Here is an 18256-nt window from a genome sequence, read left to right on the forward strand (position 1 = left end):
GCTTCAGTATCCGAAGTCCTGGACCCAGTAGTTGCCCGCCTTGGTGAAGCCGACGCCGAGCTTGGTGAGCGAGCAGTTCAGGATGTTCGCGCGGTGGCCCTCGGAGTTCATCCACGCGTCCATGACCTGCGCCGCCGACGTCTGGCCCTTCGCGATGTTCTCCGCGCCCGGCTTCGAATAGCCGGCGTTCTTGATGCGCTGGTCGAACGTCGTGCCGTCGGGGCTGGTGTGGGAGAAGAAGTTCCCGGCCGACATCTGGTCGCTGTAGTCCTGCGCGGCCGTGGTCAGGTGCGCTTCCTCGGTCAGCGGCTTGCAGCCGGCGTCGGCGCGTTCGGCGTTGACCAGGGAGAGCACCTGGGCGGCGGTCGAGGGCGCGACGCGGGCCGCGGGCTTCGTGGTCGGCGGCGGGGCTTCGGACGTGGTCGGCGCCGGTGCCGCGGACGTCTCGGTCGGGGTCGGCGCCGCGCTGGACGTCGTCGGCGCGGACGCCTCCGTCGTGGGCCGCTTGGCGGGCGAGGTCTGGCCGCCCGCGACGTCGGTGCTGCTGCCGCCACCGGCGCCACCCGGCGCGTCGGGCAGCACGAGCGCCGCGGCGCCGAGCTCGGCGGTGTTTCCTTCCGCGGTGGCCATCCAAGTGCCTGTCGCGGCGGAAAAGACGCCGAGCAGCACACTGAGTGACACCATCACCACGCGACCACGTTCACCAATGGGGGACACGGCGCAGGAACGTATCACGGGACGATTACGGCGAGAACCCTACGAACGCACTGGTCACATTTCTCCGCGGTGAGGGGTTCGTTTTTCGCGGCAATCGGACGCTTGCCCGTTACTCCGTTCAGCCGCGCTTGACCACGAACGTGGCGTCGCCGGAAGCGGACACCGGCCGCCCGGTCGGGTCCTGGCCGGTGACAGTCGCCTTGCCCGTGAAGCCTTCCTTGCCAGCAACCGTCGTGCAGGTGTAGGTGATTTCGGCGTCCACGGCCAGGTCGGCGGCGGTGTGCGCACACGACGGCGTGTGGTCGTCCACGACGGTGACGGCGGTCAGCGGGACGTCACCGGTGTTCTTGACCAGAACCGAAAACGTGACGGTGCCGCCTTCCCGGACTTCATACGGCGTCGCGTCCTTCATCAACGCGATCTCGGGGTGGACGACATCGACTTTTGCGGTGGCTTTCGATTGCACCGGGCGACCGGTCGGGTCCATTCCCGTGACATCGGCGGCGGTGGTGAAGTCGTCGTCGGGCGCTATTCCGGTGCAGGTGAAGGTCTGGGTCGCGGCGGGGGCGAGGCGGTCGAACTTCTTGGCACAGGCTGGTTCGCCGGTGACGTCGACGGCGGCGAGCGGGACGTCACCGGTGTTGGTGACGGTGACCTTGAACGTGACTTCGTCGCCTACGCGGACAACCGCGGGGGTTGGCTCCTTCGCGAGCTTCACGGCGGGGTGGATGACGTCGATCTTCGTGGTGGCCTCGGCCGTGACCGGCGGGCCGACCGGGGCCGCAGCCGTGGCTTCGGCGGTGCTGACGCGGTCGTCTTCCGGCGCGGTCGTGGCGCAGTCGTACTTCTGGACTTCTTGCGGTGCCAGCTTGCCGAACGTCTTCGCGCAGGCTGGTTCGCCGGTGACGTCGACGGCGGTGAGCGGGACGTCGCCGGTGTTGGTGACGGTGATCGCGAGCGGCACGGCGTCGCCCTGGCGGAAGGGGCCCTGGGTGTCCTGGGTGAGCGCGAGGCCGGGGTGCACGACGGTGTAGGACGCGTCGTCGGTGGCGCTGACCTGGCGGTTCGTCGGGTCGGTGCCGGTGGCGGTCGCCGGGTTCGCGAAATTGTCGGTGGTCGCGGTTACCGTGCAGGAGTGGTGCTGGAGAGCACCGGGAGGGAGGGTGCCGATGGACTGAGCGCACGCCGGAACGCGACTGTCCGCAATGGACACGTCGGTCAGTGGGACATCACCGGTGTTCGCGACGACGAGGGAGAACGTGACGGTGTCGCCCTGCCGGACCTGGGCGGGTGCCGCGTCGTTCGTGATGGAGATCGCCGGGTGGATCACCCGAACCGGTACGCCGGCGGTCGCAGTCACCGGACGGTTCGTGGCGTCGGTCCCGGTCACTTCCCCGGTGGCGGTGAAGTCGGCGTTCCCGGCGACTTCGGTGCAGCTGTAGGTCTGCTTGGCCCGCGGTTCGAGCGGGCCCAGGGTTTTGGCGCAACCTGGCGCTGCTTTGTCGACCACAGCTACGTCCCGGAGCGCGCTGTCGCCGGTGTTGGTGACGGTGATCGTCGAGGTGACGGTGTCCCCGGCACGCACGACCGCCGGATCGACGGTCCGGTTGATCGCGACGGCGGGGTGGATGACGTCGACCTTCGCGGCGGCTTCGGCGGTGACTGCGGCGCCGATGGGTGGCGTGGCTGCGACCTGGATGGTCCTGGTGACGTCGTCGGCCGGTGCGGTGAGGGTGCAGCTGAAGTCGCGGGTGGCGCCGGGGTCCAGGGCGCCGTCCAGGACTTGGGCGCAGCCGGTGGCCAGGGCTTTCCCGCTTCGCGCAGGGGTCGCTTGCGGGTCCGTGACGCGCAGGCCGGTCAGCGGCACGTCACCCGCGTTGCGCACCGTGATGCGCAGCGGCACCGTGTCGCCCTCGCGGAACGGGCCGGCAGTCACCTGCGCTGTGATCGCCACGGCCGGGTGCTGCACCACGAACGCGGCCTCGGCGGCGGCCGTCACCGGGCGGGCCGTCGGGTCCGTGCCGGTCACCGACGGCTTGTTCGTCAGGCCGGTGGCGCCCGCGACCGTCGTGCAGGTCGACGTCCGCGTCTCGCGCGGCGGCAGCGTGCCGAGCGGCTTCGCGCAGGCGGCGATGTCGTCGGTGACCGTCACCCCGGTCAGCGGCACGTCGCCCGTGTTGGTCGCGGTGAGCGTCCACGTCACCGTGTCGCCTTCGCGGACCTGCGCGGGTGTCGCCTGCGCGGCGAGCGCGAGTGCCGGGTGGATCACGTCGACCACGGCGTCGTCGGTGACCTTCACCGTGCGGCCGAGCTCGTCCTTCCCCGAGGCGGCCGCCGTGTTGGTGAAGTCGTCCGCGGGTGCCGGGGCGGTGCAGGTGTAGGTCTGCTTGCCCTGCGGCGGCAGCGCGCCGATCGCCTTGGCACACGCCGGGGTGCGGTCGTCGGTGACGGCGACCTCGGTCAGCGGGGCGTCGCCGGCGTTGGCGACGGTGATCGTGTAGGTCACCGGGTCGCCCGCGCGGACCACGCCGGGCGTCGCGTCCTTCGCGAGGGTCAGCGCCGGGGTGAGCACCGTGACGGTGGCCGGCGCGGTCGCGGTCACGGGCCGGCCGGCCAGGTCGGTGCCGGTGGCCGTCACGTGGGACGTCGTCGTCGCGGACGGGTTCGCCGTGCACGTGTACGTCTGCGTCGCGCCCGCGGCGAGGCCGTCGAACGCGCGCGAGCACGACGTCGTCGTGTCGTCGGTGACCTCGACCGGCGCCAGCGGGCTGTCGCCGGTGTTCTTCACCGACACCGAGAACGTCACGGTGTCGCCCGCGTGGATCACCGGCGGGGTCGCGGTCTTGGTGACCTCGACGGCGGGGGCGATCGTCGGCGCGGGTGCGTCGGCGGTGGCCGTCACCTGCTTGCCGAGCTCGTCGGCGCCGGTGACGCTCGCGGTGTTGACGCCGTCGGCGATCGGGGCCTTCGCCGCGCACGTGACCGTCCGGCTTTCGCCGGGGGCGAGGGCGCCGGCGAGCGCGCACGAAGGCGTCTTCGGGTCGCTGATCCGCACGTCGTGGAGCCCGGTGTCGCCGGTGTTCGTGACCTTGATCGTGAAGTTCGCGGTGTCGCCGGCGTGGTAGGCGGGCCGGTCGGCCGCCTTCGTGATGCCCACGGCCGGGTGCAGGACGTCGACGCGGGCGGACGCGGCGCCGTCGAGCTGGTCGCCGAGCGTGCTCGCGCCGGTCGCCTTCACCACGTTGGTGAAGTCGTCGGCCGGGGCCGGGCCGGCGCACGTGTAGGTGACCGTCTGGCCCGGGGCGAGGGTGCCGAGTGGCTTGGCGCAGGCCGGGATGACGTCGTCGGTGACCTGCACTCCGGACGCCGGGACGGTGCCCGGGTTGGTCACCGCGACGGCGAACGGCACCGGCTCGCCGGCGTGCGCCTTCGGCGGGTTCGCGTGCACGGCGACGTGGAGTTCGGGCACCGGCACCGAAAACGCGAGGTTCTGCGCGAGGTAGGTGTCGCCGCTGGTGACGAAGCCGAGCTTCGCACTCGTCGCGCCCGCGGGGACGGTGTCGACGTCGAACGCCTTGGCGTCGACGCTGAAGTTGTTCTTCACGCCGGGCGCGGTCGCGTTGTCGGCGTTGGCGATGAAGAAGTTCGACGTCCCGCCGGTGGCGGGCTCGGCGGCCGGGGCGCCGTCGACCAGGAACTGGTCGCCGGAGCCGCCCCAGTCGCCGTCGTAGGCGGTGACGCCGAGGTGCGCGTCGGCGGCCGCGGCGCGGAAGCCGGTGATCGTCGTCTCCGCCGGCGGGGCGCCGACGGTCTGCCGGACGTGCCCGTCGTAGACGACGACCTTGCGCTTGTTCGGCGCGAAGTCCGGGTTGCGCTCCGGGTAGGCGTAGACCAGCGCGATCGACCAGCCGCCGGCGCAGTCGAACCCCTTGGGCGCCCAGACGTTGCCAACCGTCAGCGCCAGTGGCGTCCCGGTCGGCGCGTTCGCGAACCGGTCGGTCACGTCGGCGTGGGCGGAGTAGTACTGACCCGGTTCTTCGGTGAACGCCGAAGGCGCGACGTCGACGGGTTTCGCGCTGCCGACCGAAAGCCGGACGTTCTGCTTCGCGGGTGTCCCGGCCGGGAGCACCGCGGGGAGACCTTCGCGTGAGCCGCAGGTCTTCGCCGTCGTGTTGCCCGCCCAGTTCAGCCGCGCGAACGCGATCCGGGCGCCGGGCGGGATGCGCACCGCCGCGCCGGCCGAGTCGAACGTGCCGGGGTCGGCGTCGACGTCGGCCCACTGCATGAAGAAGTCGTCGTTGGCCAGGGTGTCCTTGCGGTCCGCGGTGTTCGCGCACGCCGCGGGGGTCGCCACCGCGCCGGTGGCCGGCGCGCGGTCGGCATCGAGCGGGCAGCGCAGGACGCCGTTGCCCGCGTACAGGAAGTCTCCGTAGACGACGTCGTCGTAGCCCACCGCGAACGGTGGCGCGTCGGCCGCGCCGGCCGCGGGCGTCACCGCCGCGACCGAAAAGATCATTGCCAGCACGGGAATCCAGCGAAGCGGCCTATCGGACAACCGCATTCCTCGCTACCTCCGGGGCCGGGACGACCTTTCGGAGCTTGGCACGGAAGAGGGGGTTACGCGCCGGTTCTCACCCGTCCGTGGCGCCGGTCAGCTTCGCCGTCGACTCGTGGGTGAGGGCCGTGGCGCCTTCGACGAACCCGATGACCGTGCGCAGTTCGTCCTCGGTGTAGCGGTCGCACAGCTCGTACATGCGCTTGACGAGGTGGTCCCAGAGGTGCACGCCGTTCGCGATCGTCTGCTCGTCGAGCGCGATCAGGACCCGGCGCCGGTCGTCCGGGTGCGGTCGCCGGTCGACGATGCCCTTGCGCTCCAGCCGGTCGATCATCGCCGTCACCGACGCGGGCGCCAGGCCCGACAGCCGAGCCAGGTCCTTGGGCGTCTGCGGCCCGAACCGCGCGAGGTAGTCCAGGACCTTGGTGTCGACCGCCGACAGCCCGCGCGTCTCGGCGATCGCCGTGTGGAACATGACCGTCTCGGTCGACAGCTCCCGGGACTTGAACAGGACTTCTTCGACCAGCCGCGCTCGCTCGCTTGACACGGGCGTCAGCTTAGCCCACTCTTTAGTTCGACAGAACGAATTAGTTTCTAAGAGATTCGAGGGGACGAACGACATGACGAAGGCACTGATCATCGGAGGCGGCATCGCGGGCACGATCACGGCCATCGCCCTGCACGAAGCCGGGCACGAACCGCTGCTGTTCGAGGCGTACGACCGCGGCGCGGAGGGCGTCGGCGCGTTCCTGACCCTGGCCGTGAACGGCCTCGACGCGCTGTTCCCGCTCGGCCTGAAGGACGTCGTCAAGGGCGCGGGCTTCGACTCGCCGCGCATGGCGATCGGCCTGGGCAACGGTACGAAGCTGGCCGAATTCCCGTTGGGCGGGCCGCTCCCGGACGGCACGGTCAGCCAGACCGTGCTGCGCTCCGACCTCTACGTCGCACTGCGCGACGAAGCCGCGCGACGCGGGATCCACGCCGAGTACGGCAAGCGCCTGATCGGCGCGAGCCAGACGGATTCGCAGGTCAGAGCCGATTTCTCGGACGGCTCGCAGGCAACCGGCGACCTGCTGGTCGGCGCCGACGGCCTCCGCTCGCGGGTCCGCACGATCATCGACCCGGACGCGCCGGCCCCGCGGTACGTGCCGCTGCTCAACACCGGCGGGTTCGCCGAAGGCCTGTCCCTGCCGGACGAGCCGGGCGTGCTGAACATGGTGTTCGGCAAGCGGGTGTTCTTCTGCCACGTCGTGAGCCCGGACGGGCGCGTCTGGTGGTTCGCGAACCCCGCGCGCAAGACCGAGCCGACCGGTTCGGAGCTGGCGACGCTGGCCGGCGACAAGCTGCGCGCCGAACTGCTGCACCTGGTCGCGCCCGACCGGACGCCGGCCACCGAGGTCATCCGCGCGACCCGCGAGATCTACCCGGCGTGGCCGACGTTCGACTTCCCGACCGTCCCGGTCTGGCACCGCGGCCGCATGGTGATCATCGGCGACGCGGCGCACGCGACGTCACCGGCGGCGGGCCAGGGCGCGTCGATGGCCATCGAAGACGCCGTCACGCTGGGCAAATGCCTTCGTGACGTGCCGGACGTCGGACAGGCGCTGGCCACCTACGAGGGGTTGCGGCGTGGCCGCGTGGAGGCCGTGGTCGCGGCCGGGAAGCGCAACGGCGAGCAGAAGGTGATCGGCCCGGTCGGCCGCGTCGTGCGTGACTTCTTCATCAAGCGGGCGTTCGCGAAGCCGTTCGACGAGGACCCGAACGCCTTCATGTGGGACCACCGCATCGACTGGGACGAGAAGGTTTCCGTCTAGCGCCAGGTGTCGACGCGGTGAAAGTTCTTGTACGCGCGGCTCGGGGTCGGGCCACGCTGCCCCTGGTAGCGGGAGCCGGCTTCGCTCGAGCCGTACGGGTGCTCGGCCGCGCTGGAGAGCCGGAAGATGCAGAGCTGGCCGATCTTCATGCCCGGCCAGAGCGTGATCGGCAGGTTGGCGACGTTCGACAGCTCGAGCGTGATGTGCCCGGAGAAGCCGGGGTCGATGAAGCCGGCGGTCGAGTGCGTGAGCAGCCCGAGGCGCCCGAGCGACGACTTGCCTTCGAGGCGGCCGGCGAGGTCGTCGGCGAGGGTGACGAGCTCGAACGTCGAGCCGAGGACGAACTCGCCCGGGTGCAGCACGAAGGGCTCGTCGCCCTCCTTTTCGACGAGCGAGGTCAGCTCGTCCTGCTGCAGCTGCGGGTCGATGTGGGTGTACTTGCTGTTGTCGAAGACGCGGAAGAACCGGTCGAGCCGGACGTCGATGCTCGACGGCTGGACCATGCCGGCGTCGAAGGGGTCGATGCCGAGCCGGCCGGCGTCGAGCTCTTTGCGGAGGTCACGGTCACTGAGCAGCACGCCCGGCAGCCTATCCGGTGGGTTCAGGCGACCCGCATGTGCTGCACATAGGAGGTATCGGGCGCGAAGACCTTCTCGAGCCGCTTCACGTACCCGCGGCGCCCGGCCTCACCGAGCCGTTCCTGCAGCGCGGTGGCGCCGGGGATGAGCCGCCGCACGGTCTCGGCGGCGAAGTTGACGCCCGCCACCCCGACGATCAAGGCCTGCGCGACCGGGTCGTTCGGCAGCTCGAGGAAGTCGGCGTTGGTCTTCCCGAGCACGAGCCGGCTGATCGACGAGTGCACGGCGACGGAGACGTGGGACAGCACCTTCCCGACGGCCCCGCGCCCCTCACCGACGGCGGCGTTGGCCTCGACCAGCGCCTTGGCGAGGCGCTTCGAGTCGTCGTCCGGGATGAACTCGGTGGCCGCGAGCAGCCAGAGCAGCCGCCAGGCGTCCTCTTCGGAGGTGGGCAGCAGCTCGTCGTCGACGCCCATGAGCCAGCCGATGTAGCGCCAGAGGTGCAGGATGTCGCCGCGCTCGCGGGCGGAGTAGCGGAGGCCGAGCAGCTGCGTGCCGAAGACGTAGACGAGGGAGAAGAGGAGCAGGGTGCCGGCGGTCTGGACCTGGTTGACGGGCCGGTCCCAGGCCGCGTAGTCCCAGTCGTCCCGCCGGTTCATGGCGGCGCGCACGTGGGCGTGGACGAGCCGGATCCGCAGGGCGGAGGCGTACCCCTGGCCGCCGTGCTTGAGGGCGCCGGGCGTGGTGACGTCGATCCACCAGGTGGCGGTCTCGACGAGCCGCTTGGTGGCCTTGTACTCGATCTGCCCGGTCCCGACCAGGGCTTTCGTGGCGCGGGAGGCGAGGTAGCCACCCATCAGCGACATGTCACCGAGCGGGAAGAGACCGAGCAATCCGGCGCGGGTGATGGCTTTCGCGCCGCGCTCGAGCCGCTCGTCGTCGACCCAGTAGGGCTTGGCGTTGACCTCGTCGAAGAAGGCCTTCAAGGGCCCTTCCGCGGCGGCGCCGTCCCGCAGCGCGTCTTCGAAGAGCCGGTGCCCCTGCCCCTTGGGCTGCCGCGCCATCCAGGCGACGACGTCGTCCGCGAGCCGATCCTCGACCTGCGCGAACTCCCGCAGCCGCGCGACCTGCCGCTCGTCGCCTCGGATGTCACCATCGATGAACAGCCGCGACGCGAGCCGGAACCCACCTTGGCGGAACAGCTCGGGCTCGTCCATCGCCACCCACCTCCGAGGTCGACAACAAGTGTTGTCACTTGAGGCGGAGGAGTCAAGGAGGGAGGGCCTGGACAAGGGGATCACGCCGCCGTGTATGCTGGCGACGCACTGCGGATGTAGTTCAATGGTAGAACATCAGCTTCCCAAGCTGAATACGCGGGTTCGATTCCCGTCATCCGCTCTCATCGAAACCCCGGGCCATTTGCCCGGGGTTTTCGTTTTCCATTCTGGCCCGCAAATGGGCCGCGTGCGCCGCGGGCAGTCCCGTTTCCTCCGCGCGCGCCAACGCCTCGAAAGCCGACGCGGAACCCAAGCGGTGCAACAACTCCGCCCGCGAAGCGTGCCACCACGGATAATCCGACAGCCCCGGCAAGGCGTCCACCAAAGCCAATGCCGCCGATGGGCCGTCCCGCTCGGCCACCGCTGCCGCTCTGTTCAGGCGGACCACCGGTGTGTCCTGGACCGACAACAGGACGTCGTACCAGGAGAGCACCGCGTCCCAGTTCGTTCGGGCGTACGACGGCGCCAAATCGTGGCAGGCCGCGATCGCCGCCTGGATCACGTACAGGTTGGGGATCGTCGGGGTTCGGCGCAGGCCCTGGCCCACCAGCTCGATGCCCTCCTTGATCAGCTCGAAGTCCCACACCGAACGGTCCTGGTCGGCCAGCAGCACCGGTGCCCCGGCCGAGAACCTGGCCTCGCGGCGGGCATCCTGGAGCAACACCAGCGCCAGCAGCCCCAGCGCCGTCGGCTCGTCGGGCATCAGGGACGCCAGCAGGCGGGCCAGGCGGACTCCCTCGGCCAGCAGCGAAACGCGGCCCGTGTAGCCCTCGTTGAAGATCAGGTACACCGTCGACGCCACGCCGGCCAGGCGCGAAGGCAGTTCCTCCGCGGCCGGCACGCGGTACGGGATCCGGGCCTGGGTGATCTTCTGCTTCGCGCGCGTCAGGCGCTTCGCCATCGTCGCTTCGGGGACCAGCAGGCCGCGCGCGACTTCCGCCGTCGACAGCCCGCCCAACGTCCGGAGCGCCAGCGCCACCTGGGCGTCCAGCGACAACGCCGGGTGGCAGCACGTGAAGACGAGCCGCAGCAGGTCGTCGCGGACGGAGACCGGGTCGGGGTGCGGGTCGATCGCCGGCATCGCGTCCGCCTCCTTCCCGAGCCGCTTCGCTTCGCGGCGGACGACGTCCACCGCGCGGCGGCGGGCCGCCACCAGGAGCCAGCCGCGGGGGTTGGCCGGGACGCCGTCGCGCGGCCACGTCTCGAGCGCGCGCACCACGGCGTCCTGGACCGCGTCCTGAGCGAGGTCGACGCTGCCGGTGACGCGGACCAGCGTGGCCAGGACCCGGGTGCCCTCGTCCCGGACCAGCCGCGCCACCGCGTCACCGGCGTGGGTCACTGGCCGAAGTCGACGATCGGCCGGACCTCGACGGCGCCGTCCCAGGCGCCGGGGATCTGCGCCGCGAGCTTCACGGCTTCGTCGAGGTCCGCGCACTCGAGCAGGTAGAAGCCGGTCAGGGCTTCCTTCGTCTCCGCGTACGGGCCGTCGGTGGTGACGATGTCGCCGGCCTTGCCGCCGGTGACGCGGACGGTGGTCGCGGTGGCGGTCGGGTACAGCGCCGCGCCGCCGCGGATCACCGTCTCCGCGACCGCGTGGAAGTCGTTGTAGTCCTTCATCATGTCCGCGGCTTCGGGCTTCGTCGGGTCGACGTCGGAGGCGTAGATGATCGCGGCGTACTGGGGCATGACAGCTCCTCACAGATCCTGACCGGCGCCGATCGCCGGCTCTCACTGTAAGGACGAACGGACGAACGCGCGGCTGGACACTTGCCGCGAAGAAAGTTTCCCGGGCAGGGTGGCCGGCATGGGAGAGCCCGCGCTGTTCGGTCCGGACTTCGATCGCGACCCCTCACCCGCGTACGCGTGGTTGCGCGAACGGCCACCGCACCGGCTCGACTTCCCGACCGGCACCTGGGCCTGGCTGGTCACGCGGTACGACGACGCCGTGGCGGCCCTCAACCACCCCGCCCTGGTCAAGAGTCCCTTCGCCGGCAACGAAGACTGGCAGCGCTCGGGCATGGGCCTGCCGCTCGACCACCGGCCGTCGCTCGCGTCCAACATGATCAACGCCGATCCGCCCGACCACGCCCGGTTGCGCCGTGCCTGCGCCGGCGCGTTCGGCTCGCGCCGGATGGCGCACCTGCGCGATCGCGCCCAGCGGGTGACCGAAGAGCTGGTCGACGTCGTCGAGCGGCGCGGGCACGGCGACCTCGTCACCGAACTCGCCTACCCGCTGCCGATCGCCGTCATCTGCGACCTGCTCGGGGTGCCGGAGCGCTACCGCGAGGACGTCCACGAGTGGTCGCTCGTCATCGACTCGGCCGACGACACCGACGGCTCGAAGGTCCGCGAAGCCACCGATGTGCTGGAACGGCTGGTCACCGAGGTCGTCGACGCCAAGCGCGCGACGCCGGCCGTCGACCTGATCAGCGACCTCGTCGCGCAGGAGGCCACGGGCACGCTCTCCGCGGACGAGGTGACGTCGACGGCCTTCCTGATCCTGATCGGTGGCCACGAAACGACGGTCGGGCTGGTTTCCACCGGCCTGCTCGCGCTGCTGACCCACCCGGACGAGGCCGCGAAAGCCCGTACCGACCCGGCTCACCGGACCGCCGTCATCGAGGAGACGCTGCGGCTGCACGCACCGCTGCAGAACGCGACCTGGCGGTTCCCCACCGAGGACGTCGAGGTCGGCGGGCAGGTCATGCGGCCCGGCGATCCGATCCTCGTCTCGGTGCTGGCGGCCAACCGCGATCCCGCCGCCTTCGAGGACGCCGACGCGTTCCGGCCGGGACGACGTCAGGCCGACCGGCGGCACATCGCGTTCGGCGCCGGGCCGCACCTGTGCATCGGCGCGGCGTTGGCCCGGCTGCAGGCCGACATCGCTTTCGAGACCGTGCTCCGCCGGCTGCCGACCGCGCGGCTCGCGGTGCCCGAAGCAGAGCTGACGTGGTGGCCGAGCCCCATCACACGCGGGCTCTTCCACCTGCCGGTCAAGCTCTAGCCCTCGACGAGCTCCCAGGCCGACTCAGGCGTCGCGCGGTCGTAAACCTGACCGGGCGCCGCCTTGAGGACCGTGCGGACGTCCGGGTACAGCTTGGCCACGTGCTCCAGCTCCAGGCCCTCGACCTCGAAGTCCTCCGCTTCCGGGACCTCGAAGCCGACGAACAGCCAGGTGCCGTCCTGCTCTCGGACGACCTGGCGGACCACGCGGGCCGGGGCGTCCGGGCCGGTCGGGATCTCGGTGAGACCGCTGCTGATCTGGGCTTCGTCGTCGGGGGAGCCCTCGAACTCCCAGGCCGCGCGGCGCTGGGTGAGCAGGCGGATGTCCTCGTCCTCGTCGTCCGAGCCGGTCACCGACGACAGCAGCCACGTGCGGCGCTCGGGGTCCCAGTCGGCGGCCATGCCCGTCGGCAGCTCGGCCAGCGCGGCCAGCTGCGGGAGCAGCTCGAAGGCTTCCCGCACCGACAGCTTGCCGAAGCTCTCGCGGTTGACCAGCACGTCGTCGGACAGCTCGGTGCCGTCGCTGATGAACCAGTCGTCTTCGTCGTCCAGCACGACGAAGCCCAGCGCGTCGGGGTCGTTGACCAGGGCGAGGGCGATGATCACCGGCGCTTCCGGGTCCTGGCGCAGCGGCCATGCGGTCGACATGCGCCATATCCCACCATCGGGCGACCTCGCGCCGGGAAGCGGGGTCACCCGGTCGAATAATTCATCACGCGTTGATATTATCGCGGCATGGTGCTGCCCAAGGGACTCGCCCGCTTCAACCGCGTGGTGACCAACCGGATCAACAAGTACGTCGTCAACTGGGCTCCGGGCTTCGGCATGATCGTCCACAAGGGACGGAAGTCCGGCCGGGAGTACCGGACCCCGCTGAACGTCTTCCGCACGGACGACGGCTTCGTCGTCGCGCTCACCTACGGCCCCGACACCGACTGGGTGAAGAACGTGCTGGCCGCGGAGAGTTGCACCGTGGTCACTCGGCGGCGTAATTACCGCGTGCGTTCCCCCGAGCTCGTGCATGATGAGTCGCGCCGAGCGATGCCCACGCCCGTGCGGCACTTCCTCGGCCTGCTGAACGTCCACGACTTCCTGCTGCTGAAGCGGGAGTAGGGGGAGCCATGCTCGAAGGGGATCTCGTCCGGCTGCGCGCGCTGGAGCCGGAGGACGCCGAGCGGATCCACGCGTTCGTGTCCGATCCCGAGGTCGGCCGGTGGATGCACCGCGGCTACCCGCGGTCGCTCGCGCAGGTGCGCAAGAAGGCCGAAGAACGCCCGGTCAACAACTACGAGCTCGTCGTCCTCGGGATCGAGGCCGACGGCAAGCTCATCGGCATCGTCGACCTCCGCGACGCCACCCCCGAGATCGGCAACGCCGAACTGGACATCTACATCGGCGACGCCGAATACCGCAACGGCGGCGGCTACGGCACCGAGGCGCTGCGCCTGATGTGCCGCTACGGCTTCAACTCCATGCGGCTGCACATGATCACGCTCTGGGTCGTCGCCGAGAACGAACGCGCGCGGCACGTCTACCGCAAGGTCGGCTTCGCCGAAGACGGCCGCCACCGCGAGGCGTTCGTCGCCGGTGACGGCCGGCGGCACGACATGATCCTGATGAGCATGCTCAAGGGCGAGCTCAAGTGGTGAGCCGGCGTGGCGCCTTCAGCCGCCACGCCTCTTCGAGCAGCTCACGCAGCTGATCGACGTTCACGCGATCGAGGTCGACGATGATCGAGCCGTACCCGTCGTAGTGCGCGGTCGTGAAGAAGGCCGCGTCGCCGGAATCCAGCAACGCGGCCTTCTCGTCGAGCCCGCACAGCACGACCAGGCCGCCCTCGGCCTCGGTGCGCAACCGCGCGAACCCCTTGCCCGCCACCTTCAGCGCGGGCGTGCGGTACCAGGTCGACGCCTCGACCTCGGGCAGTGCCGAGGCCAGGCGTACGACGTCTTCCCAGGTCGTCATGGCTCCATTGTCACCACGACGTCTTGGAAAAAGCGGATCACGGCAGCTGCGTGATCCGGTCCGCCGCGGGCGGGGCCAGGTTCGGGTGGGCGCCCAGGTACGCGGTCAGCGCGTCCAGGTCCACCGGTCCGCCGGCCAGGTTCGTGCCCTTGGTGAACTCGGTGAAGCCGTCCCCGCCGGCGGCGAGGAAGTTGTTCACCGACACGCGGAACGTCGCCGCCGGGTCGACCGGCGTGCCGTTCACCGTGAGGTTCGAGACCCGCGAGCCCTGCGGCGCGGACGCCGACCAGCTGTAGTGCAGCGAGCTCGAGATCTGCAGGAACTTCGGGTTCACCCCCGGCGCCCACTGCTGCTCCAGCACGTTCTTGAGGTTCGCGCCGGTCAGCGTGATCGTCTGCATGATGTTCGAGAACGGCTGCACGGTGAACGCTTCGCCGTAGGTCACCACGCCGTTGCCTTCACCGGCCGGGGACGACGCGTAGTTCAGGTCGGCGCGGATGCCGCCCGGGTTGGTCATCGCGATGACCGCACTGTTCGACTGCGTGCCCGCGAGCTGCGCGTCGGCGATGACGTCACCGAGCGCCGACTCGCCGGCGGTGTTGCCCGCCGCCTTCAGGTCCGCGGTGATGGTGCCGACCTGCTTGTTCGCGATCGGGCCGGACTTCGCCACGGCGTTCGCGACCAGCGCCGCCACGGCCGGGTCCGGCGTGACCGTGCGCGTGACGATCTCGTTGTGCGCCTTGGTCTGCGACCGCACGACGTCCCGCGTCTTCAGGTTGATCTTGAGGTCGACGACCGACAGGAGCCGGCCGAAGGACGCACCCTGGATGACCGTGCGCGGCTGGCCGGCCGGGTCGTTGATCACGCAGTTGTACTGCTGGTGGCTGTGGCCGGTGAAGATCGCGTCGACCTTCGGGGTCACCGCCTTCGCGATCGCGGTGGCCGGGCCCGGCAGGACCTTGCAGTCGTTCGGGCCCTCGAGCTCGGTGCTGTCACCCTGGTGCAGCAGCACGATCTGCGACTTGACCCCGAAGTAGTCGAGCAGGTTCGCGGTGCGGTTGATCGCTTCGACCTCGTCGCCGAACTTCAGGCCCTTGATCGCCTCCGGCGTGACGACCGAGGGCAGGTCCTTCAGCGTCGCGCCGATGACGCCGATCGGCACGCCACCCTCGAACTTGACGGTGAACGGCAACAACGCGGGCAGGCCGTTGGTGAAGTACACATTGGACCCGAGGAACGGGAAGTCCGCACCCTTGAACTTCTTGTCGAACTGGCAACCGTCGGTCGGGTGGCAGCCGCCGAACTGCATGCGCTGCAGTTCCTTGTAGCCCTCGTCGAACTCGTGGTTCCCGACGACGGAGCCGTTGACGCCCAGCATGTTCAGGAAGTCGATGGTCGGCTCGTCGTGGAACAGCGCCGAGGTCAGCGGCGACGCGCCGACGTTGTCGCCGGCGGACACGACGAACGAGTTGCGCACCTGCGCCCGCAGCTGCTTCACGTGCGTCGCCAGGTAAGCGGCACCGCCGGCGTCCACAGTGGTCCCGTCGGACTGCGTGACGCGGCCGCTGGAGCCGGCCGGCGGCTCGAGGTTGCCGTGCAGGTCGTTGAAGCCGATGATCCGGACGTCGGTGGTGGGGTCCGGGCGCTGGCCCGCGGACGCGGGTGCGGTGGTCACCGCCGTCGTCGCCAGCGCGGCCGCGGCGAGCACCACGAGCCGGGTTGAAAGCCTCATGCGTATTTCCTCCGATTCGCGCCCAAGGTCCCCAACGGGCGCACGGCGGAGGATTCTGCCTCGCGAAGAGGTCAGCTACCAGGGTCAAAAGACGGACGTAAAGCGAATGTCACCTAACAGCTTCCTTCGAGCAGCACCTTCGCGACGAGCGCGGGGTCGTCGTTCATCGGCACGTGCCCGCAGCCGGGCAGCAGCCGGAACGTCCCCTGTGGAGCGACCTGCCGCAGGTCGGCGACGCGGGGGCGGGCGAGGATCCGGTCGTGTTCGGCCCAGGCGATCGTCACCGGGACGCCGGTGACCGGGCCCGTGAAGCGGAAGTCGCCGCGGGACTGCGCGGCCGTCGGCTCGAAGCCGGGCGCGGTCGCGAGCGCGTGGGCGTCCTCGACGACGTCGTCCGGGGTCAGCAGGGCCGGCTTCCCGACGATCATCCCGGTCAGCGCCTTGCGGCCGGCCGCCGTCGCGGCAATGCGGCGCACGATGTGCGGTGGCGTGCGCCGCGCGAGCGCGCGGTGCGCTTTCAGCGTGGCGATCGCGTACGTCTTCTGGGGGCGGCTCCAGAGCCCGGCCGGCGACAACGCCGTGACGCTGCGGACGAGCCCGGCCTGGCCGAGCGCGAGCGACAGCAGGCCGCCGAGCGAGTTGCCCGCGACGTGCGGCCGGTCGAGCCCCAGCTCGGTGAAGAGCTCCTTGAACATCACCAGCGCGGGTTCGACGCCGTACCCGCCGGACGGCTCGGGTGACTCGCCGAAGCCCGGCAGGTCCACAGCGATGACGTCGCGATGCGGCGTGAGCAGCGGGACCACCGGCGCCCACGCCTGACGGCGGTGGCCGATGCCGTGGATCAGCACCAGCGGCTCGCCCCGGCCCGCGCGGTCGTAGACAACGTCGTCCATTACCCGAGAGTAAGTCCGGGGCAGCGGAAAAGCTACAACCGCTAGTAACAGTTACTCCGCGTCCGGGTGAACCCGGGTGCCGGCGTCCGCCGACCGCTGGACGGCGTCGAGCACGCGGTGCACGCGCAGCGCGTGCGCGAAGTCCGGCAGGTCGCCCTTGAGGTGCCGCGCGTAGGCGTGCGCGACGTTGTACGACGGCTCGGCGCTGCGCCCGGCCAGCTGCGGCAGCTCGTACCGGGTGGGCACGGTGAGCTTCTCGAGCGTCCCGGTCCGGCTGCCGCGCAACGTCAGCTTCGCGATCCAGAACAGCGGATCCGCGGCGTTGACGACCAGCGTGCCCTCGGTGCCGTTGATCTCCCAGTGGAAGTCGGTCGCGGGCGACGTCCCGCCACGCAGGTGCAGCGACGCCACCGCGCCGCCCTTCAGGACGCCGCCGACGGCGATCTGGTCCGGCGCGGTCATCGCGACGGACTCGCCGGTGACCTCGTCCCGCACGCGTGACCGGACGGTCGCGACCGTCGCCGACAGCTCGGTGAAGCCGCCGAGCACCATGTCGAGCGCGTCGACGGTGTGCGCGAACGGGATGGTCAGCATGGTGGCGCCGCCCTCGGGGTGCAGCTGGTAGTCGCGCCCGGCCCGGACCGACGGCCCCCAGTTGCCGCCCGAGCCGATCAACGACGTCGAGAGCACGCGCCCGACGTAACCGTCCTTGATGAGGTCGCGCAGGTAGCGCAACGCGGGCGCGGACCGGCCCTGCAGACCGACGGCGGTCCGCTGGTCGCGAGCGGCTTCGACCAGCGCCTCGGTTTCGGCGAGGCTCGCGCCGAGCGGCCACTCGCTCAGCACCTGCTTGCCCGCGGCCAGCGCGGGCTCGATCAGCGCCTGGTGCTCGGACACCCTGACCGCGACGACGACCAGGTCGACCTCCGGGTGCCGCGCCAGCTCCCCGGCGTCCCCGAAGGTCAACGGCACGCCGTACTTCTCCCCGGCCACCCGCGCCGACTCGGCGCTGCTCCCGCTCAGCGCGCGGAGCTCGTAGCCGTCCACCGCGGCCAGCGCGGGCACGTGCGCGGTGGCGGCCCAGCCGCCGTTCGCGCTGAGCCCGACGATGCCGACCCGGACCGGAGCCATGAGCGTTCCTTTCGTTGCCCTGCACAAGACTTCGACGTGCCGAGCGTCGTGGTCATTCCCGGTTCAGCGCAAGCCGCATCCGGTTACGTCTCCCTTTGCCGTCGATGACTTCGGACTCACCGGTGGGGACGAAGCCGAGCCGCTCGTAAACCCGCCGCGCGCGGTCGTTCCCCTCGAAGACGTGCAGGACGATCGCCTCCGCGCCCGCGACTTCGGCCGTCTCGCGCACGGCGCCGATGAGGTCCGCGGCGAGCCCGCGGCCCCGCGCTTGTGGCGCAACCCACATCGAGAAGACGAGCCATTCGAGCTCGCCGGGCCACCCGCAGACGAGCGCGACGGTGTCTTCGCCGTCGAACGCGGCGAACCAAGCGCGGTCGCGAAGCCAGCTTCGCCACTCTTCGGCCGGCTTCGCGCCTTCGGCGGCGACGAGCGAACCGAAGTTCTCGGGGGTGTCCGCGAGCGCGCGGAGCCGGATTTCACGCAGCACCGGGCCGTCGTCCGGAGTCAGTCGTCGCACCTGGATCATCGCCGCAGGTTCGCACGTCCACCCGGTTCGGTAACACCCATTAACTCCGGCGCGATGAGGCGGGC

General features: G+C 70.6%; 17 protein-coding genes and 1 tRNA gene. 5 read left to right on the forward strand and 13 right to left on the reverse strand.

Annotated features, from left to right (window positions below):
* Positions 1-3: 3 nt before the first annotated feature.
* The 3 genes from M8542_RS30120 to M8542_RS30130 all read right to left on the reverse strand — a co-directional run bounded on the left by M8542_RS30120 (position 4) and on the right by M8542_RS30130 (position 5819).
* The gene (locus tag M8542_RS30120) at positions 4-690 is read right to left on the reverse strand and encodes a CAP domain-containing protein (protein WP_257923645.1); all 687 of its coding nucleotides are present in this window, start codon (positions 688-690) and stop codon (positions 4-6) included.
* Between the two features lie 145 nt (positions 691-835).
* A complete protein-coding gene (locus M8542_RS30125) occupies positions 836-5233 on the reverse strand; it encodes a CLIPPER-2 domain-containing protein (protein WP_257923646.1) in 4398 nt (1465 codons plus the stop codon).
* Between the two features lie 115 nt (positions 5234-5348).
* Positions 5349-5819 carry a MarR family transcriptional regulator gene (locus tag M8542_RS30130; RefSeq protein WP_257923647.1) on the reverse strand — a complete coding sequence of 157 codons (471 nt, stop codon included), beginning with the start codon at positions 5817-5819 and terminating at the stop codon, positions 5349-5351.
* Between the two features lie 73 nt (positions 5820-5892).
* Here M8542_RS30130 and M8542_RS30135 point away from each other — a divergent pair, with 73 nt between their 5' ends.
* Positions 5893-7086, forward strand: a complete 1194-nt coding sequence (locus tag M8542_RS30135) for an FAD-dependent oxidoreductase (protein WP_257923648.1) — start codon at positions 5893-5895, stop codon at positions 7084-7086.
* On the opposite strand, the gene dcd is transcribed toward M8542_RS30135, so the two are convergent.
* The gene (gene dcd / locus M8542_RS30140; RefSeq protein WP_257923649.1) at positions 7083-7664 is read right to left on the reverse strand and encodes a dCTP deaminase; all 582 of its coding nucleotides are present in this window, start codon (positions 7662-7664) and stop codon (positions 7083-7085) included. The genes M8542_RS30135 and dcd overlap by 4 nt on opposite strands.
* A 23-nt stretch (positions 7665-7687) precedes the next feature.
* Complete coding sequence (locus tag M8542_RS30145) at positions 7688-8881, reverse strand: oxygenase MpaB family protein (RefSeq protein ID WP_257923650.1); 1194 nt, start codon at positions 8879-8881, stop codon at positions 7688-7690.
* A 110-nt stretch (positions 8882-8991) separates the two neighbouring features.
* On the opposite strand from M8542_RS30145, the gene M8542_RS30150 reads away from it, so the two are divergent.
* Positions 8992-9062 (forward strand) — tRNA-Gly (locus tag M8542_RS30150).
* Here M8542_RS30150 and M8542_RS30155 read toward each other — a convergent pair.
* Both M8542_RS30155 and M8542_RS30160 read right to left on the reverse strand, forming a co-directional pair.
* A complete protein-coding gene (locus M8542_RS30155; protein WP_257923651.1) occupies positions 9054-10280 on the reverse strand; it encodes an RNA polymerase sigma factor in 1227 nt (408 codons plus the stop codon). The genes M8542_RS30150 and M8542_RS30155 overlap by 9 nt on opposite strands.
* Entirely contained in the window at positions 10277-10627 is a 351-nt protein-coding gene (locus tag M8542_RS30160) for a YciI family protein (protein WP_257923652.1), read from the reverse strand. The genes M8542_RS30155 and M8542_RS30160 overlap by 4 nt, the downstream gene beginning before the upstream one ends.
* A 118-nt stretch (positions 10628-10745) precedes the next feature.
* Between M8542_RS30160 and M8542_RS30165 the strand changes: the two genes are divergently transcribed.
* Complete coding sequence (locus M8542_RS30165) at positions 10746-11945, forward strand: cytochrome P450 family protein (protein ID WP_257923653.1); 1200 nt, start codon at positions 10746-10748, stop codon at positions 11943-11945.
* On the opposite strand, the gene M8542_RS30170 is transcribed toward M8542_RS30165, so the two are convergent.
* Positions 11942-12592: a hypothetical protein gene (locus M8542_RS30170; RefSeq protein WP_257923654.1), complete on the reverse strand. Its 651-nt coding sequence runs from the start codon at positions 12590-12592 to the stop codon at positions 11942-11944. The genes M8542_RS30165 and M8542_RS30170 overlap by 4 nt on opposite strands.
* A gap of 87 nt (positions 12593-12679) precedes the next feature.
* On the opposite strand from M8542_RS30170, the gene M8542_RS30175 reads away from it, so the two are divergent.
* Both M8542_RS30175 and M8542_RS30180 read left to right on the forward strand, forming a co-directional pair.
* Entirely contained in the window at positions 12680-13057 is a 378-nt protein-coding gene (locus M8542_RS30175) for a nitroreductase family deazaflavin-dependent oxidoreductase (RefSeq protein WP_257923655.1), read from the forward strand.
* A gap of 8 nt (positions 13058-13065) precedes the next feature.
* Positions 13066-13593 (forward strand): GNAT family N-acetyltransferase, encoded by a 528-nt coding sequence (locus tag M8542_RS30180; RefSeq protein ID WP_257923656.1) that lies wholly within the window; start codon positions 13066-13068, stop codon positions 13591-13593.
* Here the strand turns inward: M8542_RS30180 and M8542_RS30185 are convergent.
* From M8542_RS30185 to M8542_RS30205, 5 genes are all read right to left on the reverse strand, one after another.
* Entirely contained in the window at positions 13583-13909 is a 327-nt protein-coding gene (locus M8542_RS30185) for an MmcQ/YjbR family DNA-binding protein (protein ID WP_257923657.1), read from the reverse strand. The genes M8542_RS30180 and M8542_RS30185 overlap by 11 nt on opposite strands.
* A 37-nt stretch (positions 13910-13946) precedes the next feature.
* The gene (locus M8542_RS30190) at positions 13947-15641 is read right to left on the reverse strand and encodes a bifunctional metallophosphatase/5'-nucleotidase (RefSeq protein WP_257923658.1); all 1695 of its coding nucleotides are present in this window, start codon (positions 15639-15641) and stop codon (positions 13947-13949) included.
* A 113-nt stretch (positions 15642-15754) separates the two neighbouring features.
* On the reverse strand, positions 15755-16534 hold the full coding sequence (locus M8542_RS30195; protein ID WP_257923659.1) for an alpha/beta fold hydrolase: 780 nt from the start codon (positions 16532-16534) through the stop codon (positions 15755-15757).
* Between the two features lie 51 nt (positions 16535-16585).
* The gene (locus M8542_RS30200) at positions 16586-17665 is read right to left on the reverse strand and encodes a Gfo/Idh/MocA family protein (protein WP_257923660.1); all 1080 of its coding nucleotides are present in this window, start codon (positions 17663-17665) and stop codon (positions 16586-16588) included.
* A 52-nt stretch (positions 17666-17717) separates the two neighbouring features.
* The gene (locus tag M8542_RS30205; RefSeq protein ID WP_257923661.1) at positions 17718-18191 is read right to left on the reverse strand and encodes a GNAT family N-acetyltransferase; all 474 of its coding nucleotides are present in this window, start codon (positions 18189-18191) and stop codon (positions 17718-17720) included.
* Positions 18192-18256 lie beyond the last annotated feature (65 nt).

This window comes from Amycolatopsis iheyensis (assembly GCF_024703995.1).
Classification (GTDB): domain Bacteria; phylum Actinomycetota; class Actinomycetes; order Mycobacteriales; family Pseudonocardiaceae; genus Amycolatopsis; species Amycolatopsis iheyensis.